The following is a 17724-nucleotide window of genomic DNA, read 5'->3' on the forward strand; positions in this document are numbered from 1 at the left end:
CGGTAACACCATGGCAATTGTGCCACAGATGTCGCACGAACTCTTACATAGTGAATGGATAACTAACAAGAGATTTACAAAGGGTAAGCGGACATCTTTACCCCAGGGTTAACATCTCTCGCTTGCCCCACGCTGTCACGCTGCGCGCTGCTCGGGGTTTTCAGGATCGATGCCGTAATCCTTGAGTTTACGGTAGAGGGTGGAGCGTCCAATGCCCAATTTTCGGGCCACCTGGCTCATCTGGCCGCGATAGAATTTCAGCGCAAACCGGATCAGTTCTTCCTCGATATCGGCGATCGTCCGGACATTGCCAGACTTGTCGGTGCTGATGATGAAGTTGTCCGGAAGCGTGTTCGCGCCACCGCCTCGGTAAGCCTGGTCTGCCATACGGTCTCCCTCCGCATCGGGCAGACCCGCGGCCAGCAGCGCTGAGCTTTCGTACAGCCCCGCAATCGCCTCGTTGGCGCCGGCCATGTCGGCATAGGGGTTGCGGCGATCCGAAGCGCCCTGGAGCTGTGCCGAGATCTGTGGGAAATCGTGCTCGGCCAGTTCATGACCTTCCGACAGAACGACGGCGCGGAAGATTGCCGTTTCGAGTTGCCGGGTATTGCCCGGCCAGTCATAGGACGTCAGCAAGGCAAGCGCGCCGCTGCCGAATACGAGCGGCCTCGCAAGACGCTGCTCGGCCGAGAATCGCTCGGCAAAGGCCCGCGCCAGATAGGGAATGTCTTCCTTGCGGCGACGCAGCGCCGGGATGATGATCGGGAACACGTTCAGCCGATAATACAAATCCTCGCGGAAGCGGCCTGCCTTGACCTCCTCGATCAGATCCTTGTTGGTGGCGGAGATCAACCGGACATTGACCTTCTGCCGCCGGATCGAACCAACCGTGGCGATTTCGCCGTCTTGCACTGCGTCAAGAAGACGCTCCTGCACATCGAGCGGCAAGGCGCCAACCTCTCGCAGAAACAGCGTTCCGCCATCAGCTTCCTGGTACTTGCCGGGCACCGCCTGGTCGCCAAAAATAATGGCTTCAAGCTCATCGACAGGCAGTGCCGCGCAATTGACCGATACGAATGGCCGGCCGGAGCGGTCGCTGCCGGCATGGATGGCGCGGGCGATCATTTCCTTGCCGACACCGGTTTCCCCCTCGAGGATGACCGGAATGGTGGAATGGGCCGCACGGCGGGCGAGCTCGACCACCCGCACCATGGCGGGGCTGGTGCAGACAATATCGTCGAAGGTGATCGTGCGGGATCTGGCGCGCCGCATCGGCCTGGGGTTGGATAGCGTCTGATCGAGCCGCAACACGGCACCAAGTGCCGTTGCGATCCGCTCGACCGAGACAGGCTTGACCACGAAATCGAAGGCGCCCGCCCGCAGGGCCTCCACCGCATGCTCGATATTGCCTTCGCCGGTCTGGACGATGACGGGAATGGCGAGCTTCATGTCCGACAGCGCGGCGAGGAAGCCCGGACCCGTCATGTCGGCCATGGACAGATCCAGCAGGATTGCCCTGATATCGTCCCGATGGGCCGCGATGCGGGAGAGAGCGATATTGCCGCTTTCAGCGAGGTGAACGATGTGTCCGTGACTGGCGATCGCATCCTTCAACAGACGGCGCTGCACTGGATCACCATCGACGACGAGAATATGCGCGGTCAATTTAGGCTCCCGGGTATCATTATGACGCACGAAGCTCCTCATGAACTTCAATCCGGGACACTGTCAGAAAGGCTTGAATGCAGGGTTTTAAGATTTGCTCGCATTTTAACAGAGTATGAAGATTGAACATTCTGATCGCGCAGCAAGACCGCCCGCGCTTGCCGGGACTGATATCACTGACTACATCTGACCCAGCAAATGCGGGACCTACGGAAGGAAGAGACCATGCGCCACGCCATCGTGCCAGAACGGAACCACGCGGCTGAACCCGCACAGGCGGCATCAGCGAAACCGGAATTGGGCGAGCTTCCGCGCTGGCGGCTGGAAGATCTCTACCCTGCCCAGGCTTCCGCCGAGTTCCAGGCAGATATGAAACGTGCCGACGCCGACAGCCTTGCCTTCGAGGCGAAATGGAAGGGCAAGCTGGCGCAGGCCGCGACCGAAAATGGCGACAAGGGGCTTGGCGGCGCGCTGGCCGAATACGAGGCGCTTGACGATCTGCTGGGCCGCATCTCGTCTTATGCGGGGCTCACCTATTATTCCGATATGACGGATGCGAAGAACGGCAAGTTCTTCGGCGACGTGCAGGCAAAACTCACCGATCTCTCGGCCCACCTGTTGTTCTTTCCGCTGGAACTGAACCGGCTTGACGATGCCGTTGTCGACGCCGCCGTGGCGCGCGATCCGGCAACCGCGCACTACCAGCCCTGGCTGGTCGACCTGCGCAAGGACAAGCCGCACCAGCTCGAGGACAAGCTGGAACAACTGTTTCTGGAAAAGTCGATGACGGGGGCGGCGGCCTTCAACCGGCTGTTTGACGAAACGCTGGCCAGCCTCCGCTTTTCAGTCAATGGCGCAGAGCAGCCGCTCGAACCCACGCTGAACATGCTGCAGGATGCGGATCCTGACATTCGCAAGGCCGCCGCAGCGGCCCTGACCAAGACCTTCTCGGAAAACCTGCGCATCTTCACGCTGGTGACCAATACGCTCGCCAAGGACAAGGACATTTCCGATCGCTGGCGCGGCTTCGAGGATATCGCCGACAGCCGCAACCTCTCAAACCGCGTCGAGCGGCCGGTCGTGGATGCGCTGGCGAGCGCCGTCAAGAATGCCTATCCCCGTCTCTCCCATCGCTATTACAAGATGAAGGCGAAGTGGCTCGGCATGGAGCAGATGAATTACTGGGACCGCAACGCGCCGCTGCCCGAAACATCCAACCGCCTGATTCCATGGAACGAGGCGCAAGACACGGTGCTGGCGGCCTATCGCGGCTTCGCGCCTGAGATGGCCGATATTGCAGGACGCTTCTTCAACGAGGGATGGATCGATGCGCCGGCGCGGCCCGGCAAGGCGCCGGGTGCCTTCGCCCATCCGACCGTGCCGTCGGCGCATCCCTATGTGCTCGTCAACTATCTCGGCAAGCCGCGCGATGTCATGACGCTCGCCCATGAACTGGGCCACGGCGTGCATCAGGTTCTGGCGGCAACCCAAGGACCGCTGATGTGCCAGACGCCGCTGACGCTTGCCGAAACGGCTTCCGTGTTTGGCGAAATGCTGACCTTCCGCGCTTTGCTCGACGGAGCCAGGGACAAGCGCGAGCGCAAGGCCATGCTCGCCCAGAAGGTCGAGGACATGATCAACACGGTCGTGCGCCAGATTGCCTTCTACGATTTCGAGCGCAAGCTGCATACCGCGCGCAAGGAGGGCGAACTGACGGCCGAAGCCATCGGCGAATTGTGGCTGTCCGTGCAGTCGGAGAGCCTAGGGCCCGCCATTCGCATATCCGAGGGCTATTCGAACTGGTGGACCTATATCCCACACTTCATCCATTCGCCGTTCTACGTCTATGCCTATGCCTTCGGCGATTGCCTCGTGAACTCGCTCTACGCAGTCTACCAGAATGCCGAAGACGGCTTCCAACAGAAGTATTTCGAGCTTCTGAAGGCCGGCGGCACCAAGCACCATTCCGAACTGCTCGCGCCTTTCGGCCTGGACGCCACCGATCCCGCCTTCTGGGACAAGGGCCTGTCGATGATCGAGGGCCTGATCGACGAGTTGGAGGCCCTGGAGGCCTGACATCGGGATAACTGGACCGACACCCTGGTACAGCCTGTGAAGCCACTCTTCACAGGCTGTTTTTGGTTGGTTTGCTGTGCTGGGCGTTGAACCTCGCTCCGAGCGCAGCCGTGCGGATGGTCGCGATCCGTACCCTGTGCAGGATTATGTTTTTCTTCACATCTTTGATTAAAAATTGCGGCAAATTCGTCATCTCCCATTTTCCAAAACAAAGTTTCCGGACGCCCATGAAGAGCTCCAGCATCAGGTTCATCTCTGTTCTTGTGGCGGCCGCCCTGTTTGCCGCAATCGGATTGTGGAACGAGGTCAACACCTGGAACCGGCTGCTGACGAGCTCCAACAACCGGCTCGTGGAAACGGCCCGTGTGATCGGACTGCACACCGATGACGTGCTTGCCCTCGCCGAACAGCCTCTGGCGGACCTGACCCTCAAGGCCCAGGCAGCGACCGGCTACACCTCTGCGAGGCGCCATGTGCTGGATGAGATGGTCAGATGGAAGCAAACATCCCAGGTCGTCAGAAGCATCGATTATGTGGGACCGGACGGCCGCTTGCTGGGATCAACCCAAGCCTCAAGCACCGTGGGGTCCGATCGCTCCTCCTGGGAAAACCTGCGCTTCCACCGCCAGAATGCTTCTGAGGAAACCTATATCGGCACTGCCATCAGGGATGGCAGCGACGATGAATGGTTCCTGCCGATCTCCCGCCGGATCTCAGCGGCCGATGGCAGTTTCGCCGGCGTGATGATTGCCACAGTCGATCTTGACCGCTTCTTCCGCTTCATCGAAAGCTTCAATCCAGGCGGAGACAGCGCCTATTTCCTGATGCGTGGGGATGGCCAGGTGCTCATGCGCTATCCGCTCCGCCCGCAGGGCATGAAGGCCGGTCTCGCCGATATCGATTTCTTTGCCAGCCAGGCCAAGAGCGGAACAGAGGGCAACCATCAATATGACGCCCCCGGCGGCCGCGGGCCGCGGATGAGCGGCTACGTGTCGAGCGAGCAGACGGGTGTGACGGCGATTGCGACGCGCTCGCGCTCGGCCCTGTTTCACAGCTTGCTCGTGCGGTCGAAATACCCATGGATGACCATGATCGCCGCCTACATCCTCGGCCTTGCCATCACCTTCCGCTGGCTTCGGCAGATCCGCCTGCGGGAGATCGGCGACCAGAAGATTGCCGCCCGCGAAGCCGAATTCCGGTTGATCGCGGACGCCTCCCGGGATGTCATCGAGAAGATCACGATTGATGGCAGACGGGACTATGTCTCGACGGCCGCAACCCGGATCTTCGAGCAGGCACCAGAAGCCCTTGTCGGCACGAATGTGCTTGATGTTGCCGATCAACAGGCAAGGGACGATTGGCAGGCGGCGTTGGACCGGCTGAAAGCCGGATCGTCTAGCGAATCCATCCTGATGACGCGGACGCGGTCGGACGGCTCGAAAATGTGGCTGGAAAGCGTGCTCTCACGCGTCAACGGAGAGACGAACGACAGCCCCTGCAGCATCGTCGTCGTGACCCGCGATGCCACCCGTCAGCAACTGGCGAAGCAGGAGTTGGATGCCCTGGCAATCACGGATGAACTGACCGGCCTGTTCAACAAGCGCCACTTCAACCAGCAGCTTGGCCAGATGGTGATGCGAAATGCGCCGATGTCGCTGCTGTTGTTCGACCTCGATCGGTTCAAGCTGTTCAACGACACCTATGGCCATCTGGCCGGGGACGGCTGCCTGCGCGACGTGGCGCGCGCCATTCGCGAAACGCTTCAAGGTACCGACGCCGTTGCGGCGCGCTACGGCGGCGAAGAGCTGGCCGTCCTGCTGCCCGGATATGACGAGCCGATGGGCCTGCAGGTCGCGGAAAACCTGCGGCTGCGGATCAGGTCGCTTCAGATCGCCCATGTGAACAACCAGCCACACGGTGTGGTCACCGCCAGCCTCGGCCTGGCCGCGCTGGACCCGAAACATCCCATGTCAGCAGAGGCCCTGATTTCAGCAGCGGACGAAGCCTTGTATCGGGCGAAGAACATGGGCCGCAATCAGGTGGTATCGGCAACGGCAGATCTGGCCAGGCCGCTCGCCGCCGCGAGCGCCTAGAGGGTAATCCATAGTCCAGACATTGCGGGTGAGCCGGCGGCATTCTGCGCCATTGCCGCAGCCTTGCGGCTGTGCAAAACAGGCTGCCATGCAGCAGACCGACATCACCACTGAGCCATACGTCCTTTTCCGAGATGATCGCGAGGATAGCTGTCTCGTCTTCGACCAGCCGCACGAGATCATCCGATGCGATGATCCCGAGGATTTCCCCGCCGCTTTAACGAGGCTGGAGGATGTGCGCCGCTCGGGCAAGTGGCTGGCTGGTTTCATGTCCTATGAGGCAGGCTACCTGTTCGAGGACAAGCTGAAACCGCTATTGCCGGCCAAGCGCCGCATGCCGCTTTTGTGTTTCGGGGCATTCGATGCGCCTGATGGCAACGACCATCCACTGTCACGCCCGGTGACATCAGGCAGCAATGAAGAGTTCCTGACCGACCCCAAAGCCGCATGGAACCTTGAGCAATACCGCGCGCGTTTCGACCGACTGCACCAGCATCTTGCGCTCGGCGACTGCTACCAGGCAAACCTGACGATGCCCTTTGAGGCCACGTGGAAAGGCGATGCCCGAGCCGGTTTCTGGTCGCTCATCGAACGACAGCCGGTGCGCTACGGCGCCCTGATCGAGCTTGGCCATCCCCCGATCGTGTCGCGGTCGCCGGAACTGTTCTTCCGGGTGGATGAGGACGGCTTCATCGAGACCCATCCGATGAAGGGCACCGCCCCGCGCGGCGCGACGGCTGACGAAGACGACGCGATCAAGGCGGCCATGCTGGCCGACGAAAAGACGCTGGCGGAAAACCGCATGATCGTCGATCTCCTGCGCAATGATATCTCCCGCATCACCGAAGTCGGCACACTGCACACGCCGAAGCTGTTCGAGATCGAGACCTATCCGACCGTGCACCAGATGGTGAGCCATGTCCGGGCCAAGCTGCTGCCGGATGTCATCATCGGTGACATCTTCGCCGCGCTCTTCCCCTGCGGCTCGATTACGGGCGCGCCGAAGATGCGGGCCATGGAGATCCTGCGCGATCTGGAAGAAGAGGCCCGAGACATCTATTGTGGCGCGATCGGCTATGTCGATCCCGCTGGGCCCATGCGATTTTCGGTGGCAATCCGCACTGCCACACTTTTCGCGCAAGGTTCGGCTGTATTCAATGCAGGCGGCGGAATCGTTTTTGATTCGACTGCCGACGCCGAATATGACGAATGCCTTTTGAAAGCGCGCTTTGCGGTGGGGGATCAATGGATTTCTCGTTGATAGAAACGATGCGTTGGGAGCCGGCGACAGGGTTTCTCCGGCTGGACCAGCATATGCGCCGCCTGTCCCGCTCGGCGGATGCGCTCGGCTTTCGCCAGCCCATGGGCGCACCGGAAGCCCTCAAAGAGGCCGCCAAAGGCGACGAGCCGCTGCGGGTGCGCCTGGTTATGAACTTCCGTGGACGTGTTGAAGTGACCGCGACACCGTTTCAACCGGTGGCCAAGGATGCCGTCTGGCGGGTCCAGGTCGCGCAAAAGACGCGGCTGAAATCCGAGGACACGCTCTACCGCCACAAGACGACGCGCCGCGAGCCCTATGAGGCCGCACGCGCGGAATTTCCGGCCGACAGCGTCGACGAAGTGTTGCTGCTCAATGAGCGCGGCGAACTCTGCGAAGGCACCTTCACCAACATCTTCATCGAGGGGCCTGACGGTATGCTGCTGACCCCGCCCCTGTCGAGCGGCCTGCTGCCGGGCATCCTGCGCGCCGACCTGATCCGCGAACGCCGCGCCCGCAACGAGGTGCTTAAGCCGAGGGACCTCGCCAACCGCGCGCTGTTCGTCGGCAATTCCCTGCGCGGCCTGATCCGCGCCGAACTCGTTCCGGAATATGCGTGATGGGATGGGGCGCGGCGTATGAGCCCGCCAATGCGGTCAACAAGGAAATGGATCAGCGCACATCGCCTGGTTTTCCGCCAAGGAACCTGACGCTAAGGCTTTGAATCGCCTCGCGCAGGGGCCTTGAACACGTCAGGTTCAGGAGGCGGCAACTCGTTCTCGGTACCCCAGCTTTTCAACCAGCGCGTCATCGCTTCATGAGATATGAAGCGCCCTTCATCGGCCGACAGCAACGCTTCTTCAACGCTATCGAACTCCCAATTCAGCCGCTCGACATAATTCGCCGCGGCCTCCTCAACCAAGGTGGAAACGTCCTGACCAAGGTTTTCAGACAAGCGGCATAAGTCTTCTGCGAGAGTCCCTGTTATCGTCACCGAAACAGTCTTGCTGGACACGCCAATCTCCCAAAACGCGAGTTGCCAGAACGTTACCAAATCGGCACTCTCCCGACAATGACCAACCCCACCTACACCCCTTACGACGGCAGCGCCCGTCCCTTCACAATCGGTCTTTCGCCACTCGACCCAAACCGCTGGATCGAGCCCGATGCCGATCTGTCCCGCTATCTCGATGAAAAGTCCCAGCTTGAACCGGACCACTTCGCCGACATCTTTCGCGCAGCATCCGATACGGCGGAAGCTCAGCAGGAGGTGCTGGGCATGCTGGTTGAGCATCTGACGCGGCAGCATCCGGACCTCTACCTCCGCAAGGGTGACATCATCCAGGTCGCCGGCCGCACCATCGACCTGAAGAATCCAAGCCGCCCGCCCCTGCTGATCGCGGGCTCGCTGATCCAGGATGATCTGGTTCTGATGCGCCGGCGCGAGCGGGGCTGGTCGATTGCGGCGGCCCATCTCGCCTTCCCGTCCTCCTGGTCGCTTGCGGAGAAATTCGACAGGCCGATGGATGAGGTGCATGCTGATGTTCCGGGATTTGCGGGCGGCACGCGCAATGCTGCCCTCATCAACCGCATCTTCGACAATCTCCTGGTGGAGCAACCGGTCAAGCGGCTGAACTGGTCAATCAACTGGACCTATGCGCTCTATCATCCCCGCCCGTCCAAGATGCCGGTGGACCCTGCCTCTACCGGCATAGCGGCGGCCAATTCGTTCATCCGGGTGGAGCGTCAGACGCTGCGGCGGTTGCCTATCTCCGGCGACATCCTCTTCACCATCCGCATCTATCTCGATCCCATGGCGACGCTGACGCGCCATGAGGAGCACCGACCCCTTGCGCTCGCCATGGCCGAGCAGTTGGAAGCCCTGAGCCCAGACCAAGTCGCTTACAAGGGACTTGCCGAGAAGCGCGATGCGCTGGTGGCCTATTTACGCGCGAAGTGACGGCAAAATAGCGCCAAACCCGCGCCACGCCTCCAGATCGATACTTTATTATGTCAACATTTTATGCTCTAGAGCCGTCCGAAGATGGGGCGTCGCTGATGCCCCCGCAACAATTCAAGTCGTGCGGATAGCAACCGCCGCTCTCAAGGAGACCTCGATGACCACTCCAGACTATCCGGTATATGGCGAGATCACCGGCCCGATCGTCATGATCGGCTTCGGCTCCATCGGCCGTGGAACGTTGCCCCTGATCGAACGCCACTTCAAGTTCGACAAGAGCCGGATGGTGGTCATCGATCCGCGCGAGGAGCCCTCCGACATGGAGATCCTCAAGAAACATGGCGTGCGCCACATCAAGGAATACGTCACCAAGGAAAACTACAAGAAGCTGCTGAAGCCGCTGCTGACCGAAGGCAAGGGCCAGGGCTTCTGCGTCAACCTCTCGGTCGATACCGGCTCGCTTGACCTGATGAAGCTGTGCCGCAAGCTTGACGTGCTTTACATCGACACCGTCGTCGAGCCCTGGCTCGGCTTCTACTTCGACAAGAACCTGAAGAATTCGGACCGCACCAATTATGCGCTGCGCGAAACCGTTCGTCAGGAAAAGGAAAAGAACCCGGGCGGCGCAACGGCCGTCTCCACCTGCGGCGCCAATCCGGGCATGGTCTCGTGGTTCGTCAAGCAGGCCTTGGTCAATCTGGCCAAGGATACCGGCCTGAAGTTCGAAGAGCCGGATCAGCACGACCGCGAAGGCTGGGCCAAGCTGATGAAGAAGTTGGGCGTCAAGGGCGTGCACATCGCCGAGCGCGACACGCAGCTGACAAAGCAGCCGAAGCCGCTCAACGTGTTCTGGAACACCTGGTCGGTCGAGGGCTTCATCTCCGAAGGCCTGCAGCCGGCCGAACTCGGCTGGGGCACCCATGAGAAGTGGATGCCGAAGAACGCCAAGAAGCACAAGAAGGGCTGCAAGGCAGCAATTTACCTGGAGCAGCCGGGTGCCAATACCCGCGTGCGCACCTGGTGCCCGACGCCCGGCCCGCAATACGGCTTCCTGGTCACCCACAACGAGTCCATCTCGATCGCCGACTACTTCACGGTGCGCGACAAGGATGGGGAAGTGACCTTCCGCCCGACCTGCCACTACGCCTACCATCCGGCAAATGATGCCGTGTTGTCGCTGCACGAGATGTTCGGCAATGGCGGCAATTCCCAGCCGGTGCACCATGTTCTGGACGAGCATGAGTTGGTCGAGGGCGTGGACGAACTCGGCGTGCTGCTCTATGGCCACGAAAAGAACGCCTACTGGTATGGCTCGCGTCTGTCGCTGGAAGAAACCCGCCGCATCGCGCCTTATCAGAACGCCACCGGCCTGCAGGTGACCTCTGCTGTGCTGGCCGGCATGGTCTGGGCCATCGAGAACCCCAAGGCCGGCATCGTCGAAGCTGACGAAATCGACTACAAGCGCTGCCTGGAAGTACAGTCGCCCTATCTCGGACCGGTCGAGGGCCATTACACCGACTGGACGCCGCTGACCGGCCGCCCGGGCCTGTTCCCGGAAGACATCGACACCTCAGATCCCTGGCAGTTCAAGAACGTTCTCGTTCGCTGATTCGCCCACAATTCGATCGTCAGACGCCCGCCGCACCGTTCGGCGGGCGTTTTTCTTGACGCAAGCCAGACGGCTCAGCGCAATCTTGGGAAAAACCAGAAGGTTCATGGCGATAGCCTTGCTTTCGACAAGCGATGGCGGCATGGTTCGCCCATCCAGTCGATGCCGGCCCGGCGCCGCTTTCAGCATTTGATGCGGGAGAGACCATGAAAACCAAGACCATTCTCACCATCAGCCTCGGCGCCAGCCTGCTTGCGGGATGCTACTCTTCCGGCCCTCGCCCCCTGCCGCCGGTGTCGCAGCCCCAGATCCCCACCGTTGACGGCGCCTGGGTTGATCCCAACGGCATTGTTTCGACCTTCCAGGCCGGCAGCTTCTCGACCCGCACGACGGATACCAACCAGTTGCTGGCACAGGGAACCTATACCAACATCTCCGACAAGCTGGTCGAGATCAACATGACCTCCCTGGTGCGCAACACACAATCCCGCGTCAATTGCGCCGTCGTGACGCCGAACCAGCTGAACTGCACGTCGGATAGCGGCGCACAGTTCACACTTGCCCGCCGTATCTGATTGAGAATGCGGTCATGCGCTCCTGCTTGGCAAGAGCGCTGCCGCCGTCCACGGAACCACCAGTTTTTTACACTTGCAGTTCGTCCCCCTTGGTGAAAACATCCCGGGGTGCGCGTCTGCGTCATACGATTGATAGGAACGCGATGCAGGCTTGCGCCGCGCGTCCGGCAAAACAGGAGAAAAGCGATGTTAAGACACCTGCGGTTTGGCTTCTTGAGCGCGTCTGTGCTCGCTCTGTCGGCGGGCGCCGCCTTTGCCGATTTCGAGCTGAACATCCTGCATATCAACGACCTGCACTCGCGCATCGAAGCGATCAACAAGAGCGACTCCACCTGCTCGGCTGAAGAGGCCGGCAAGAACGAGTGCTTCGGCGGCATTGCCCGCGTGAAGACCGCCATCGACACGCGGCGCGCCGAACTGCAAGGCAAGAACGTGCTGGTGCTCGATGCCGGTGACCAGTTCCAGGGCTCGCTGTTCTACACCACATACAAGAGCGCCCCGATTGCCGACTTCATGAACGGCATCGGCTTTGACGCCATGGCCATCGGCAACCATGAATTCGATGACGGCCCGGAAGAACTGGCGAAGTTCATCGACGCACTGAAGTTCCCGATGATCTCCGGCAACACGCTTGCCAGCCTGAGCTCGCCGGTTGCCGACAAGTTCAAGCCCTATATCATCAAGGAATTCGGCACCGAGAAGGTTGCCATCGTATCGGTTCTCGCCACGGACACCGACGAAACATCCTCCCCCGGCAACACCATCCTCTTCGCCGACGAAATTTCCTACCTCAAGGATGCGGTGAAGGAGATCGAGGCTACGGGCGTCAACAAGATCGTGCTTCTCTCCCATGTCGGCTACCCCAAGGACAAGGAGATCGCCGGTGCAGTCGACGGGATTGATGTGATCGTAGGCGGCCACAGCCATACCTATCTTTCCAGCACCGACGACAAGGCGTCCGGTCCCTACCCGACCATCGTGAAGGCGCCCAACGGCAAGGACGTTCCGATTGTCCAGGCCTATGCCTACTCGAAATATCTCGGCGACCTGAAGGTGGTGTTTGACGATGCTGGCGTCGTGAAGTCCGCTGAAGGCGCGCCCAAACTGCTCGACGCCTCCGTGACACCGGATGCCGGTTTCGTTGCCAAGGTTGCCGAACTCGGCGCGCCGATCGAGGAAATCAAGAAGAAGGAAATCGGCGAAACGGCCGAAGCCATCGACGGCGACCGCAAGACCTGCCGTGCCAAGGAATGCACCATGGGCAACCTCGTTGCCGACGCCATGGTCGACCGCGTCAAGGACCAGGGCGTGACCATCGCAATCCAGAATGGCGGCGGCCTACGTGCATCGATCGATGCCGGCGTGGTCACCATGGGTGAAGTCATCACCGTCCTGCCGTTCCAGAACACGCTCGCCACCTTCCAGCTGAAGGGCAGCGATATCGTCGCGGCACTGGAAAACGGCGTCAGCCAGGTGGATGATGGCGCCGGCCGCTTCCCGCAGGTTTCCGGCTTGAAATACACCTTTGACCGCTCCAAGCCGGCCGGCAGCCGCGTATCCGGCGTCGAGGTCAAGGATGGCGACAGCTTCAAGCCGATCGACCCGGCGAAGGTCTATGGCGTCGCCACCAACAACTATATGCGCGGCGGTGGTGACGGCTACAAGATCTTCTCGACCGGCGGCACCAAGGCCTATGACTACGGTCCGGGCCTCGAAAACGTCGTCGCCGATTACATCGCCAAGAACGGTGCCTACAAGCCCTATCTCGATGGTCGCATTACCGATGCCACCCCGGCTGGCTATGTTCCGCCGGCAAAGCCCGCTGCACCTGCGGCTGCCCCCGCAGCAGCTCCGGCCGCAGCCCCTGCAGCAGCAGCGCCCGCTGCAGCCGCACCCGCCGCTTCTGCACCGGCACCGGCAGCCACCGCAGACCCCGTGGTCAAGACGCCGGAACTGCCGGCAGCTTCGGCTTCGCTCACCACCACCGCTCCGGTGGTTGATACGGTCAAGAAATATATCGTTGAGAAGGGTGACAATCTCTGGAAGATTGCTGTTGCCACCTATGGCGACGGCCAGCTCTGGACGAAGATTGCCGAAAAGAACGCGTTGAAGAACCCCAACGTGATCGGAATTGGCGCTGAACTCGAGCTACCGGCCAAGTAAGGACGATTTGTCCCGGTTCATCGGTGGCGGCCTGGGCTTTTCCAGGCCGCCTTTTGTTTTTATGACATTGATCTGGAGCTTGCAGCACCACGTATTGTGCGCAGCACAAGTGAAATCAGGAAATATTCATGACAGCGGCGTCCTCGCATTTGCCATCCGATCATCCACCCGTCCGCTTCGGCAAGGTCGGCGTGCTTCTCGTCAACCTTGGCACCCCCGACGGCACGGACTACTGGTCGATGCGGCGCTATCTCGCCGAATTCCTGTCAGATCGCCGCGTCATCGAATGGTCGCCGCTTTACTGGTATCCGATCCTTTACGGCATCGTCCTGAACAAGCGGCCGCAGAAGGTCGGCAAGGCCTATGAGGAAATCTGGAACAAGGACCTGAACGAGAGCTATCTCAGAACCTATACCCGCAACCAGGGTGAGCTTCTGGGCAAGGCCCTCACCGATCTGCCGAATGTGAAGGTCGATTGGGCCATGCGCTACGGCAATCCGTCGATCGCCTCGAAGATGCAGGAACTGCAGAAGGACGGTTGCGAGAAGATTTTGGTCTTCCCGCTCTATCCGCAATATGCGGCCGCAACGACCGCGACCGTCAACGACGAAGCCTTCAAGGCACTCCTGAAAATGCGCTGGCAGCCGGCGCTGCGCACGGTGCCCCAGTATAGCGACGATGCCGTGTATATCGACGCGCTGGCCAACTCCATCACCAGCCACCTGGCGACGCTGGACTGGGAGCCGGAAGTGGTTCTCACCTCGTTCCACGGCATCCCCATGTCGTATTTCAAGCAGGGCGACCCCTATCACTGCCAGTGCATGAAGACGGCCCGGCTCCTGCGGGAGCGGCTGGGCTGGACCAAGGAAAAGCTGCGGGTAACCTTCCAGTCACGCTTCGGACCGGAGGAATGGCTTCAGCCCTACACGGACAAGACAGTCGAAAAGCTGGCGCAGGATGGCGTCAAGCGCATCGCAGTCATCAATCCGGGCTTTGTGTCGGACTGCCTGGAGACATTGGAAGAAATCGCGGGAGAGGCCGGCGAACTCTTCCACCACAATGGCGGTGAAAAATTCACCCACATTCCGTGCCTAAATGACACGCCCGACGGCATGCGGGTGCTGGAGCACATCGTCAGGCGAGAGCTGCAGGGCTGGATTTGATCAACGCCCAGGGGTGGACAGCCTGTCCCTTGCCCAGACGCCGACGGCCATGATGCCGTCGGCGCGAAACAACCGAAAATGGAAGTCACGTTTTTCGGCCGAAAGGTTGCCCGCGGCCGAACCCTGGCTAAATACGCGCCAGAGGCCAAAAATAGCGCATTTTTGACGAATGTCTAAAATTAACATCTAATATAACTAATTTCAGGGTTGTAGTCTTCACACAAGACTGACGTATACTTAACAACTTAAACCACTGATTTTGTATATGTTTCAGAACGACACATTGATAGCGATTTTCGTATATTAATAATAAATTAAATACTCATTGGTATATTTCATACATAAAGGAGTATATCATGTTCAAGTTCAAAATGGTCGCCGCTTCTGCCGCATTTGCTCTGCCGCTCGCCCTGGGACAGGCCCAGGCACAGACCCCGGAGCCGGACATCAAGCAACTCGTCACGCCACAAGTCCTGGAAGAGATGTACAAGATCGTCTCTTCGGACATCGTACGCATTTCCGTGAACGCGCAGAACGACAAACTGCACACCCTGCCCCAGGCCGAAATCGATACGCTCGACAAGCAGTGGGTCGCAGAGCGCAAGAGCGACGACAAGCCGCTGATCGCCGCAACCCTGTCCAACCCCCTGTCGGTCTACCTCGCTCGCGTCCAGGGCAAGTCGCTCGGCCTCTATGCTGAAATCTTCATCATGGACCAGAACGGCCTGAATGTCGGCCAGAGTTCGGTCACCAGCGACTTCTGGCAGGGCGACGAAGACAAGTTCCAGAAGACGTTCATGGCGCAGGACAAGGGCCTGTTCATCGATGCCGCCGAATGGGACGACGAAGCCAAGATCTGGCGCGGCCAGGTCAGCTTCCCGCTTTTTGAAGGCCCCGACAACAAGAAGATCGGTGCAGTCACTGTAGAATTGAATCTGACCGAACTGGAACGCCGCGCCGGTGCGGGCTCTTAACGCATAAACAAGACTTCGGCGGCATCATCGGCATGAAAATCAAATCTCGAATCATGCCGACGATGCTTCGCCGCAATAAGATGACATGGGGCCGGAAATGCTGAAGAATACATCCGTCAGCGCCAAGGGTTTTGCCGCATTCGGCATCTTGGCCGTTATTGCAATCGGCGCATCGGGGCTGATCTACTGGCGAGCGGGTACCGCCAATACACTTGTGGAGCACGACCTGAAACTGGTCCAGATGTTGGACGAGACAGACAAACTGCAAAGCAAGATGACGTCGACGACGCTCGCCTTCAAGAACTTCCTCCTGACAGGCAATCGCGACTTCGCGAAGTCGTATGAGACGCTGAACGGAGAACTCAGCAACCAGGTCAAGGTGGTCGAGGGCATCTACACACAGAACGCGCCCCAGCACTTGCAGCCTTTGAAAGACGCGACATCCATCCTCACGCAATGGCGCACTGACGTGATCGACCGCCAGATGACGCTGATGCGAGATCCGATGACCGTGGAAACGGCCCGCGCCATCGAGACAACAGGCGAAGGCACCAAGCTGGTCGATGCCTTCGAAGACAAGATCGAAGGCATTGCCAAGCAGATCCAAAGCGAGTCCGATGCGACGCTGGCGGAAGAACGTGGCGCCCTCGGCGCGGTTCAATCGATCACCTTGCTTGTATCCGCCCTGATCGCCGTCGCCGCCTTGCTGATGGGCTACCTGAACTACACCCTCGTCTCCCGCCCGCTTGGCCGATTGGCCAAGGCCACCGCGCGCCTTGCCAGCGGCGATCTTGATGTCGCGATCGAAAAGGGCGGCAAGGACGAGATCGGCAAGATGGCAGAGAGCATGCAGGTCTTCCGCGAGGCGGCCATCGCCAACCATCGCCTGCAGGCAGAGGCCGAAGAGGCCCGTCGCCAGGCCGAAGCCGACCGCATTGCAAACCAGGAGCGCGCCGAAGCGGAAGCCGCCGAGCGCCTGCGGATTGCGACGTCCGGTCTTGCAGCCGGTCTGAAGCGTCTGGCCGCCGGTGAACTGGACTTCCAGCTTAACGAACCTTTCGCCTCGGATTTCGAGGCCCTGCGGGCCGACTTCAACCAGTCCATCCGCCAGTTGAACCAGACCTTGTCGGCGATCACCAACAGCGTCGCCACCATGGAAACCGGGACGCAGGAAATCGCTTCTGGCACCGACCATCTCTCCAAGCGCACCGAGCAGCAGGCTGCGGCGCTGGAAGAGACAGCGGCTGCCGTGGAGCAGATCACCGCCAATGTGATGAACTCGACGAAGCGCACCGAGGAAGCCCGCGCGGTTGCCGCCCAGGCCAACACCTCCGCCAACCAGTCTTCGGATGTGGTCGGCCGGGCCGAAGAGGCCATGCGCAAGATCGAGGAGAGCTCCAGCCAGATCTCCAACATCATCGGCGTCATCGACGAGATCGCCTTCCAGACAAACCTTCTGGCACTCAATGCCGGTGTCGAGGCGGCGCGTGCTGGTGAAGCCGGCAAGGGCTTTGCGGTCGTCGCCCAGGAAGTTCGCGAACTGGCGCAGCGCTCTGCAAATGCCGCCAAGGAAATCAAGGCGCTGATCCACAACTCCACGACCGAAGTCTCCAGCGGCGTGGACCTGGTGCGCAAGGCCAGCGAGGCTCTCCGCACCATCGGTGGCTTCATCACCGAGATGAACACCCATATGGACGCTATCGCCATCTCGGCGAAGGAACAGTCCACCGGGCTTTCCGAGGTGAACCAGGCGGTCAACGCCATGGACCAGACGACGCAGCAGAACGCCGCGATGGTGGAAGAATCCAACGCCGCCTCGGCAGCGCTCGCCAGCGAGGCCGCCAAGCTCCGCGAACTGATCTCGCACTTCACGATCGACGGCAGTGCGACCATGCAGGCGAACAGCCTGCGCAACACGGCACGCACCATGGCCCAGCCGGCCCGGTCCGCGGCACGCCCCGCAGCACCGATGCGCGCGGCGGCCCCGGCACCCCGCAGCCACGGCAATGCCGCGGTGGCCAAGGACAATTGGGAAGAGTTCTAAGCCGCGCCCAACTCCTGCAACTGACGAATGAAGCGCCACGCAAGCCCCTTGCGTGGCGCTTCCCCGTTTGGGGTAGGTCACAGTCCAGCCATGCAAGTTGTTGGCGGAAATTCGATTTTCCTGTCGATCCCGACCCGTTCGATG

The 17724-nt window shown here is 60.4% G+C and carries 14 protein-coding genes; 11 read left to right on the forward strand and 3 right to left on the reverse strand.

What is annotated here, in order from left to right; all coding sequences use genetic code 11:
* Positions 1-135: 135 nt before the first annotated feature.
* Positions 136-1665, reverse strand: a complete 1530-nt coding sequence (locus B9A97_RS01090) for a sigma-54-dependent transcriptional regulator (RefSeq protein ID WP_143530285.1) — start codon at positions 1663-1665, stop codon at positions 136-138.
* A 225-nt stretch (positions 1666-1890) separates the two neighbouring features.
* Between B9A97_RS01090 and B9A97_RS01095 the strand changes: the two genes are divergently transcribed.
* Positions 1891-3741, forward strand: a complete 1851-nt coding sequence (locus B9A97_RS01095) for a M3 family oligoendopeptidase (RefSeq protein ID WP_084363126.1) — start codon at positions 1891-1893, stop codon at positions 3739-3741.
* A 49-nt stretch (positions 3742-3790) separates the two neighbouring features.
* Here the strand turns inward: B9A97_RS01095 and B9A97_RS29680 are convergent, their stop codons facing one another.
* The gene (locus B9A97_RS29680) at positions 3791-3985 is read right to left on the reverse strand and encodes a hypothetical protein (RefSeq protein WP_179145186.1); all 195 of its coding nucleotides are present in this window, start codon (positions 3983-3985) and stop codon (positions 3791-3793) included.
* On the opposite strand from B9A97_RS29680, the gene B9A97_RS01100 reads away from it, so the two are divergent.
* The 3 genes from B9A97_RS01100 (at position 3969) to B9A97_RS01110 (ending at position 7712) form a co-directional block, all read left to right on the forward strand.
* Complete coding sequence (locus B9A97_RS01100; RefSeq protein ID WP_179145187.1) at positions 3969-5834, forward strand: sensor domain-containing diguanylate cyclase; 1866 nt, start codon at positions 3969-3971, stop codon at positions 5832-5834. The genes B9A97_RS29680 and B9A97_RS01100 overlap by 17 nt on opposite strands.
* Before the next feature lie 88 nt (positions 5835-5922).
* Positions 5923-7095: an aminodeoxychorismate synthase component I gene (locus B9A97_RS01105; RefSeq protein WP_084363128.1), complete on the forward strand. Its 1173-nt coding sequence runs from the start codon at positions 5923-5925 to the stop codon at positions 7093-7095.
* Positions 7080-7712 carry an aminotransferase class IV family protein gene (locus tag B9A97_RS01110; RefSeq protein ID WP_084363129.1) on the forward strand — a complete coding sequence of 211 codons (633 nt, stop codon included), beginning with the start codon at positions 7080-7082 and terminating at the stop codon, positions 7710-7712. The genes B9A97_RS01105 and B9A97_RS01110 overlap by 16 nt, the downstream gene beginning before the upstream one ends.
* 92 nt (positions 7713-7804) lie before the next feature.
* Here B9A97_RS01110 and B9A97_RS01115 read toward each other — a convergent pair whose 3' ends face one another.
* On the reverse strand, positions 7805-8107 hold the full coding sequence (locus B9A97_RS01115; protein WP_143530286.1) for a CopG family ribbon-helix-helix protein: 303 nt from the start codon (positions 8105-8107) through the stop codon (positions 7805-7807).
* A 57-nt stretch (positions 8108-8164) separates the two neighbouring features.
* Here B9A97_RS01115 and B9A97_RS01120 point away from each other — a divergent pair, with 57 nt between their 5' ends.
* The 7 genes from B9A97_RS01120 to B9A97_RS01155 all read left to right on the forward strand — a co-directional run bounded on the left by B9A97_RS01120 (position 8165) and on the right by B9A97_RS01155 (position 17580).
* Positions 8165-9052, forward strand: coding sequence for a heme-dependent oxidative N-demethylase family protein (locus B9A97_RS01120; protein ID WP_084363130.1), 888 nt, complete (start codon positions 8165-8167; stop codon positions 9050-9052).
* A gap of 157 nt (positions 9053-9209) precedes the next feature.
* Positions 9210-10661 carry a homospermidine synthase gene (locus B9A97_RS01125; RefSeq protein WP_084363131.1) on the forward strand — a complete coding sequence of 484 codons (1452 nt, stop codon included), beginning with the start codon at positions 9210-9212 and terminating at the stop codon, positions 10659-10661.
* A gap of 206 nt (positions 10662-10867) precedes the next feature.
* Complete coding sequence (omp10, locus tag B9A97_RS01130; RefSeq protein ID WP_084363473.1) at positions 10868-11236, forward strand: outer membrane lipoprotein Omp10; 369 nt, start codon at positions 10868-10870, stop codon at positions 11234-11236.
* Between the two features lie 186 nt (positions 11237-11422).
* Positions 11423-13399, forward strand: a complete 1977-nt coding sequence (locus B9A97_RS01135) for a 5'-nucleotidase C-terminal domain-containing protein (RefSeq protein ID WP_084363132.1) — start codon at positions 11423-11425, stop codon at positions 13397-13399.
* Positions 13400-13527: 128 nt separating this feature from the next.
* Entirely contained in the window at positions 13528-14562 is a 1035-nt protein-coding gene (gene hemH / locus B9A97_RS01140) for a ferrochelatase (protein WP_084363133.1), read from the forward strand.
* Between the two features lie 356 nt (positions 14563-14918).
* Positions 14919-15536: a hypothetical protein gene (locus B9A97_RS01150; protein ID WP_244564077.1), complete on the forward strand. Its 618-nt coding sequence runs from the start codon at positions 14919-14921 to the stop codon at positions 15534-15536.
* Positions 15537-15633: 97 nt separating this feature from the next.
* The gene (locus tag B9A97_RS01155) at positions 15634-17580 is read left to right on the forward strand and encodes a methyl-accepting chemotaxis protein (protein WP_084363475.1); all 1947 of its coding nucleotides are present in this window, start codon (positions 15634-15636) and stop codon (positions 17578-17580) included.
* Positions 17581-17724 lie beyond the last annotated feature (144 nt).

The sequence above is a fragment of the Rhizobium sp. RU36D genome (assembly GCF_900176345.1).
Classification (GTDB): domain Bacteria; phylum Pseudomonadota; class Alphaproteobacteria; order Rhizobiales; family Rhizobiaceae; genus Allorhizobium.

Coding starts and splice junctions, on each gene's coding strand:
- B9A97_RS01135 (WP_084363132.1), top strand. CDS start 11,423: ATGTTAAGACACCTGCGGTTTGGCTTCTTGAGCGCGTCTGTGCTCGCT.
- B9A97_RS01100 (WP_179145187.1), top strand. CDS start 3,969: ATGAAGAGCTCCAGCATCAGGTTCATCTCTGTTCTTGTGGCGGCCGCC.
- B9A97_RS01125 (WP_084363131.1), top strand. CDS start 9,210: ATGACCACTCCAGACTATCCGGTATATGGCGAGATCACCGGCCCGATC.
- B9A97_RS01095 (WP_084363126.1), top strand. CDS start 1,891: ATGCGCCACGCCATCGTGCCAGAACGGAACCACGCGGCTGAACCCGCA.
- B9A97_RS01120 (WP_084363130.1), top strand. CDS start 8,165: ATGACCAACCCCACCTACACCCCTTACGACGGCAGCGCCCGTCCCTTC.
- B9A97_RS01150 (WP_244564077.1), top strand. CDS start 14,919: ATGTTCAAGTTCAAAATGGTCGCCGCTTCTGCCGCATTTGCTCTGCCG.
- omp10 (WP_084363473.1), top strand. CDS start 10,868: ATGAAAACCAAGACCATTCTCACCATCAGCCTCGGCGCCAGCCTGCTT.
- B9A97_RS01110 (WP_084363129.1), top strand. CDS start 7,080: ATGGATTTCTCGTTGATAGAAACGATGCGTTGGGAGCCGGCGACAGGG.
- hemH (WP_084363133.1), top strand. CDS start 13,528: ATGACAGCGGCGTCCTCGCATTTGCCATCCGATCATCCACCCGTCCGC.
- B9A97_RS01105 (WP_084363128.1), top strand. CDS start 5,923: ATGCAGCAGACCGACATCACCACTGAGCCATACGTCCTTTTCCGAGAT.
- B9A97_RS29680 (WP_179145186.1), bottom strand. CDS start 3,985: ATGCTGGAGCTCTTCATGGGCGTCCGGAAACTTTGTTTTGGAAAATGG.
- B9A97_RS01155 (WP_084363475.1), top strand. CDS start 15,634: ATGCTGAAGAATACATCCGTCAGCGCCAAGGGTTTTGCCGCATTCGGC.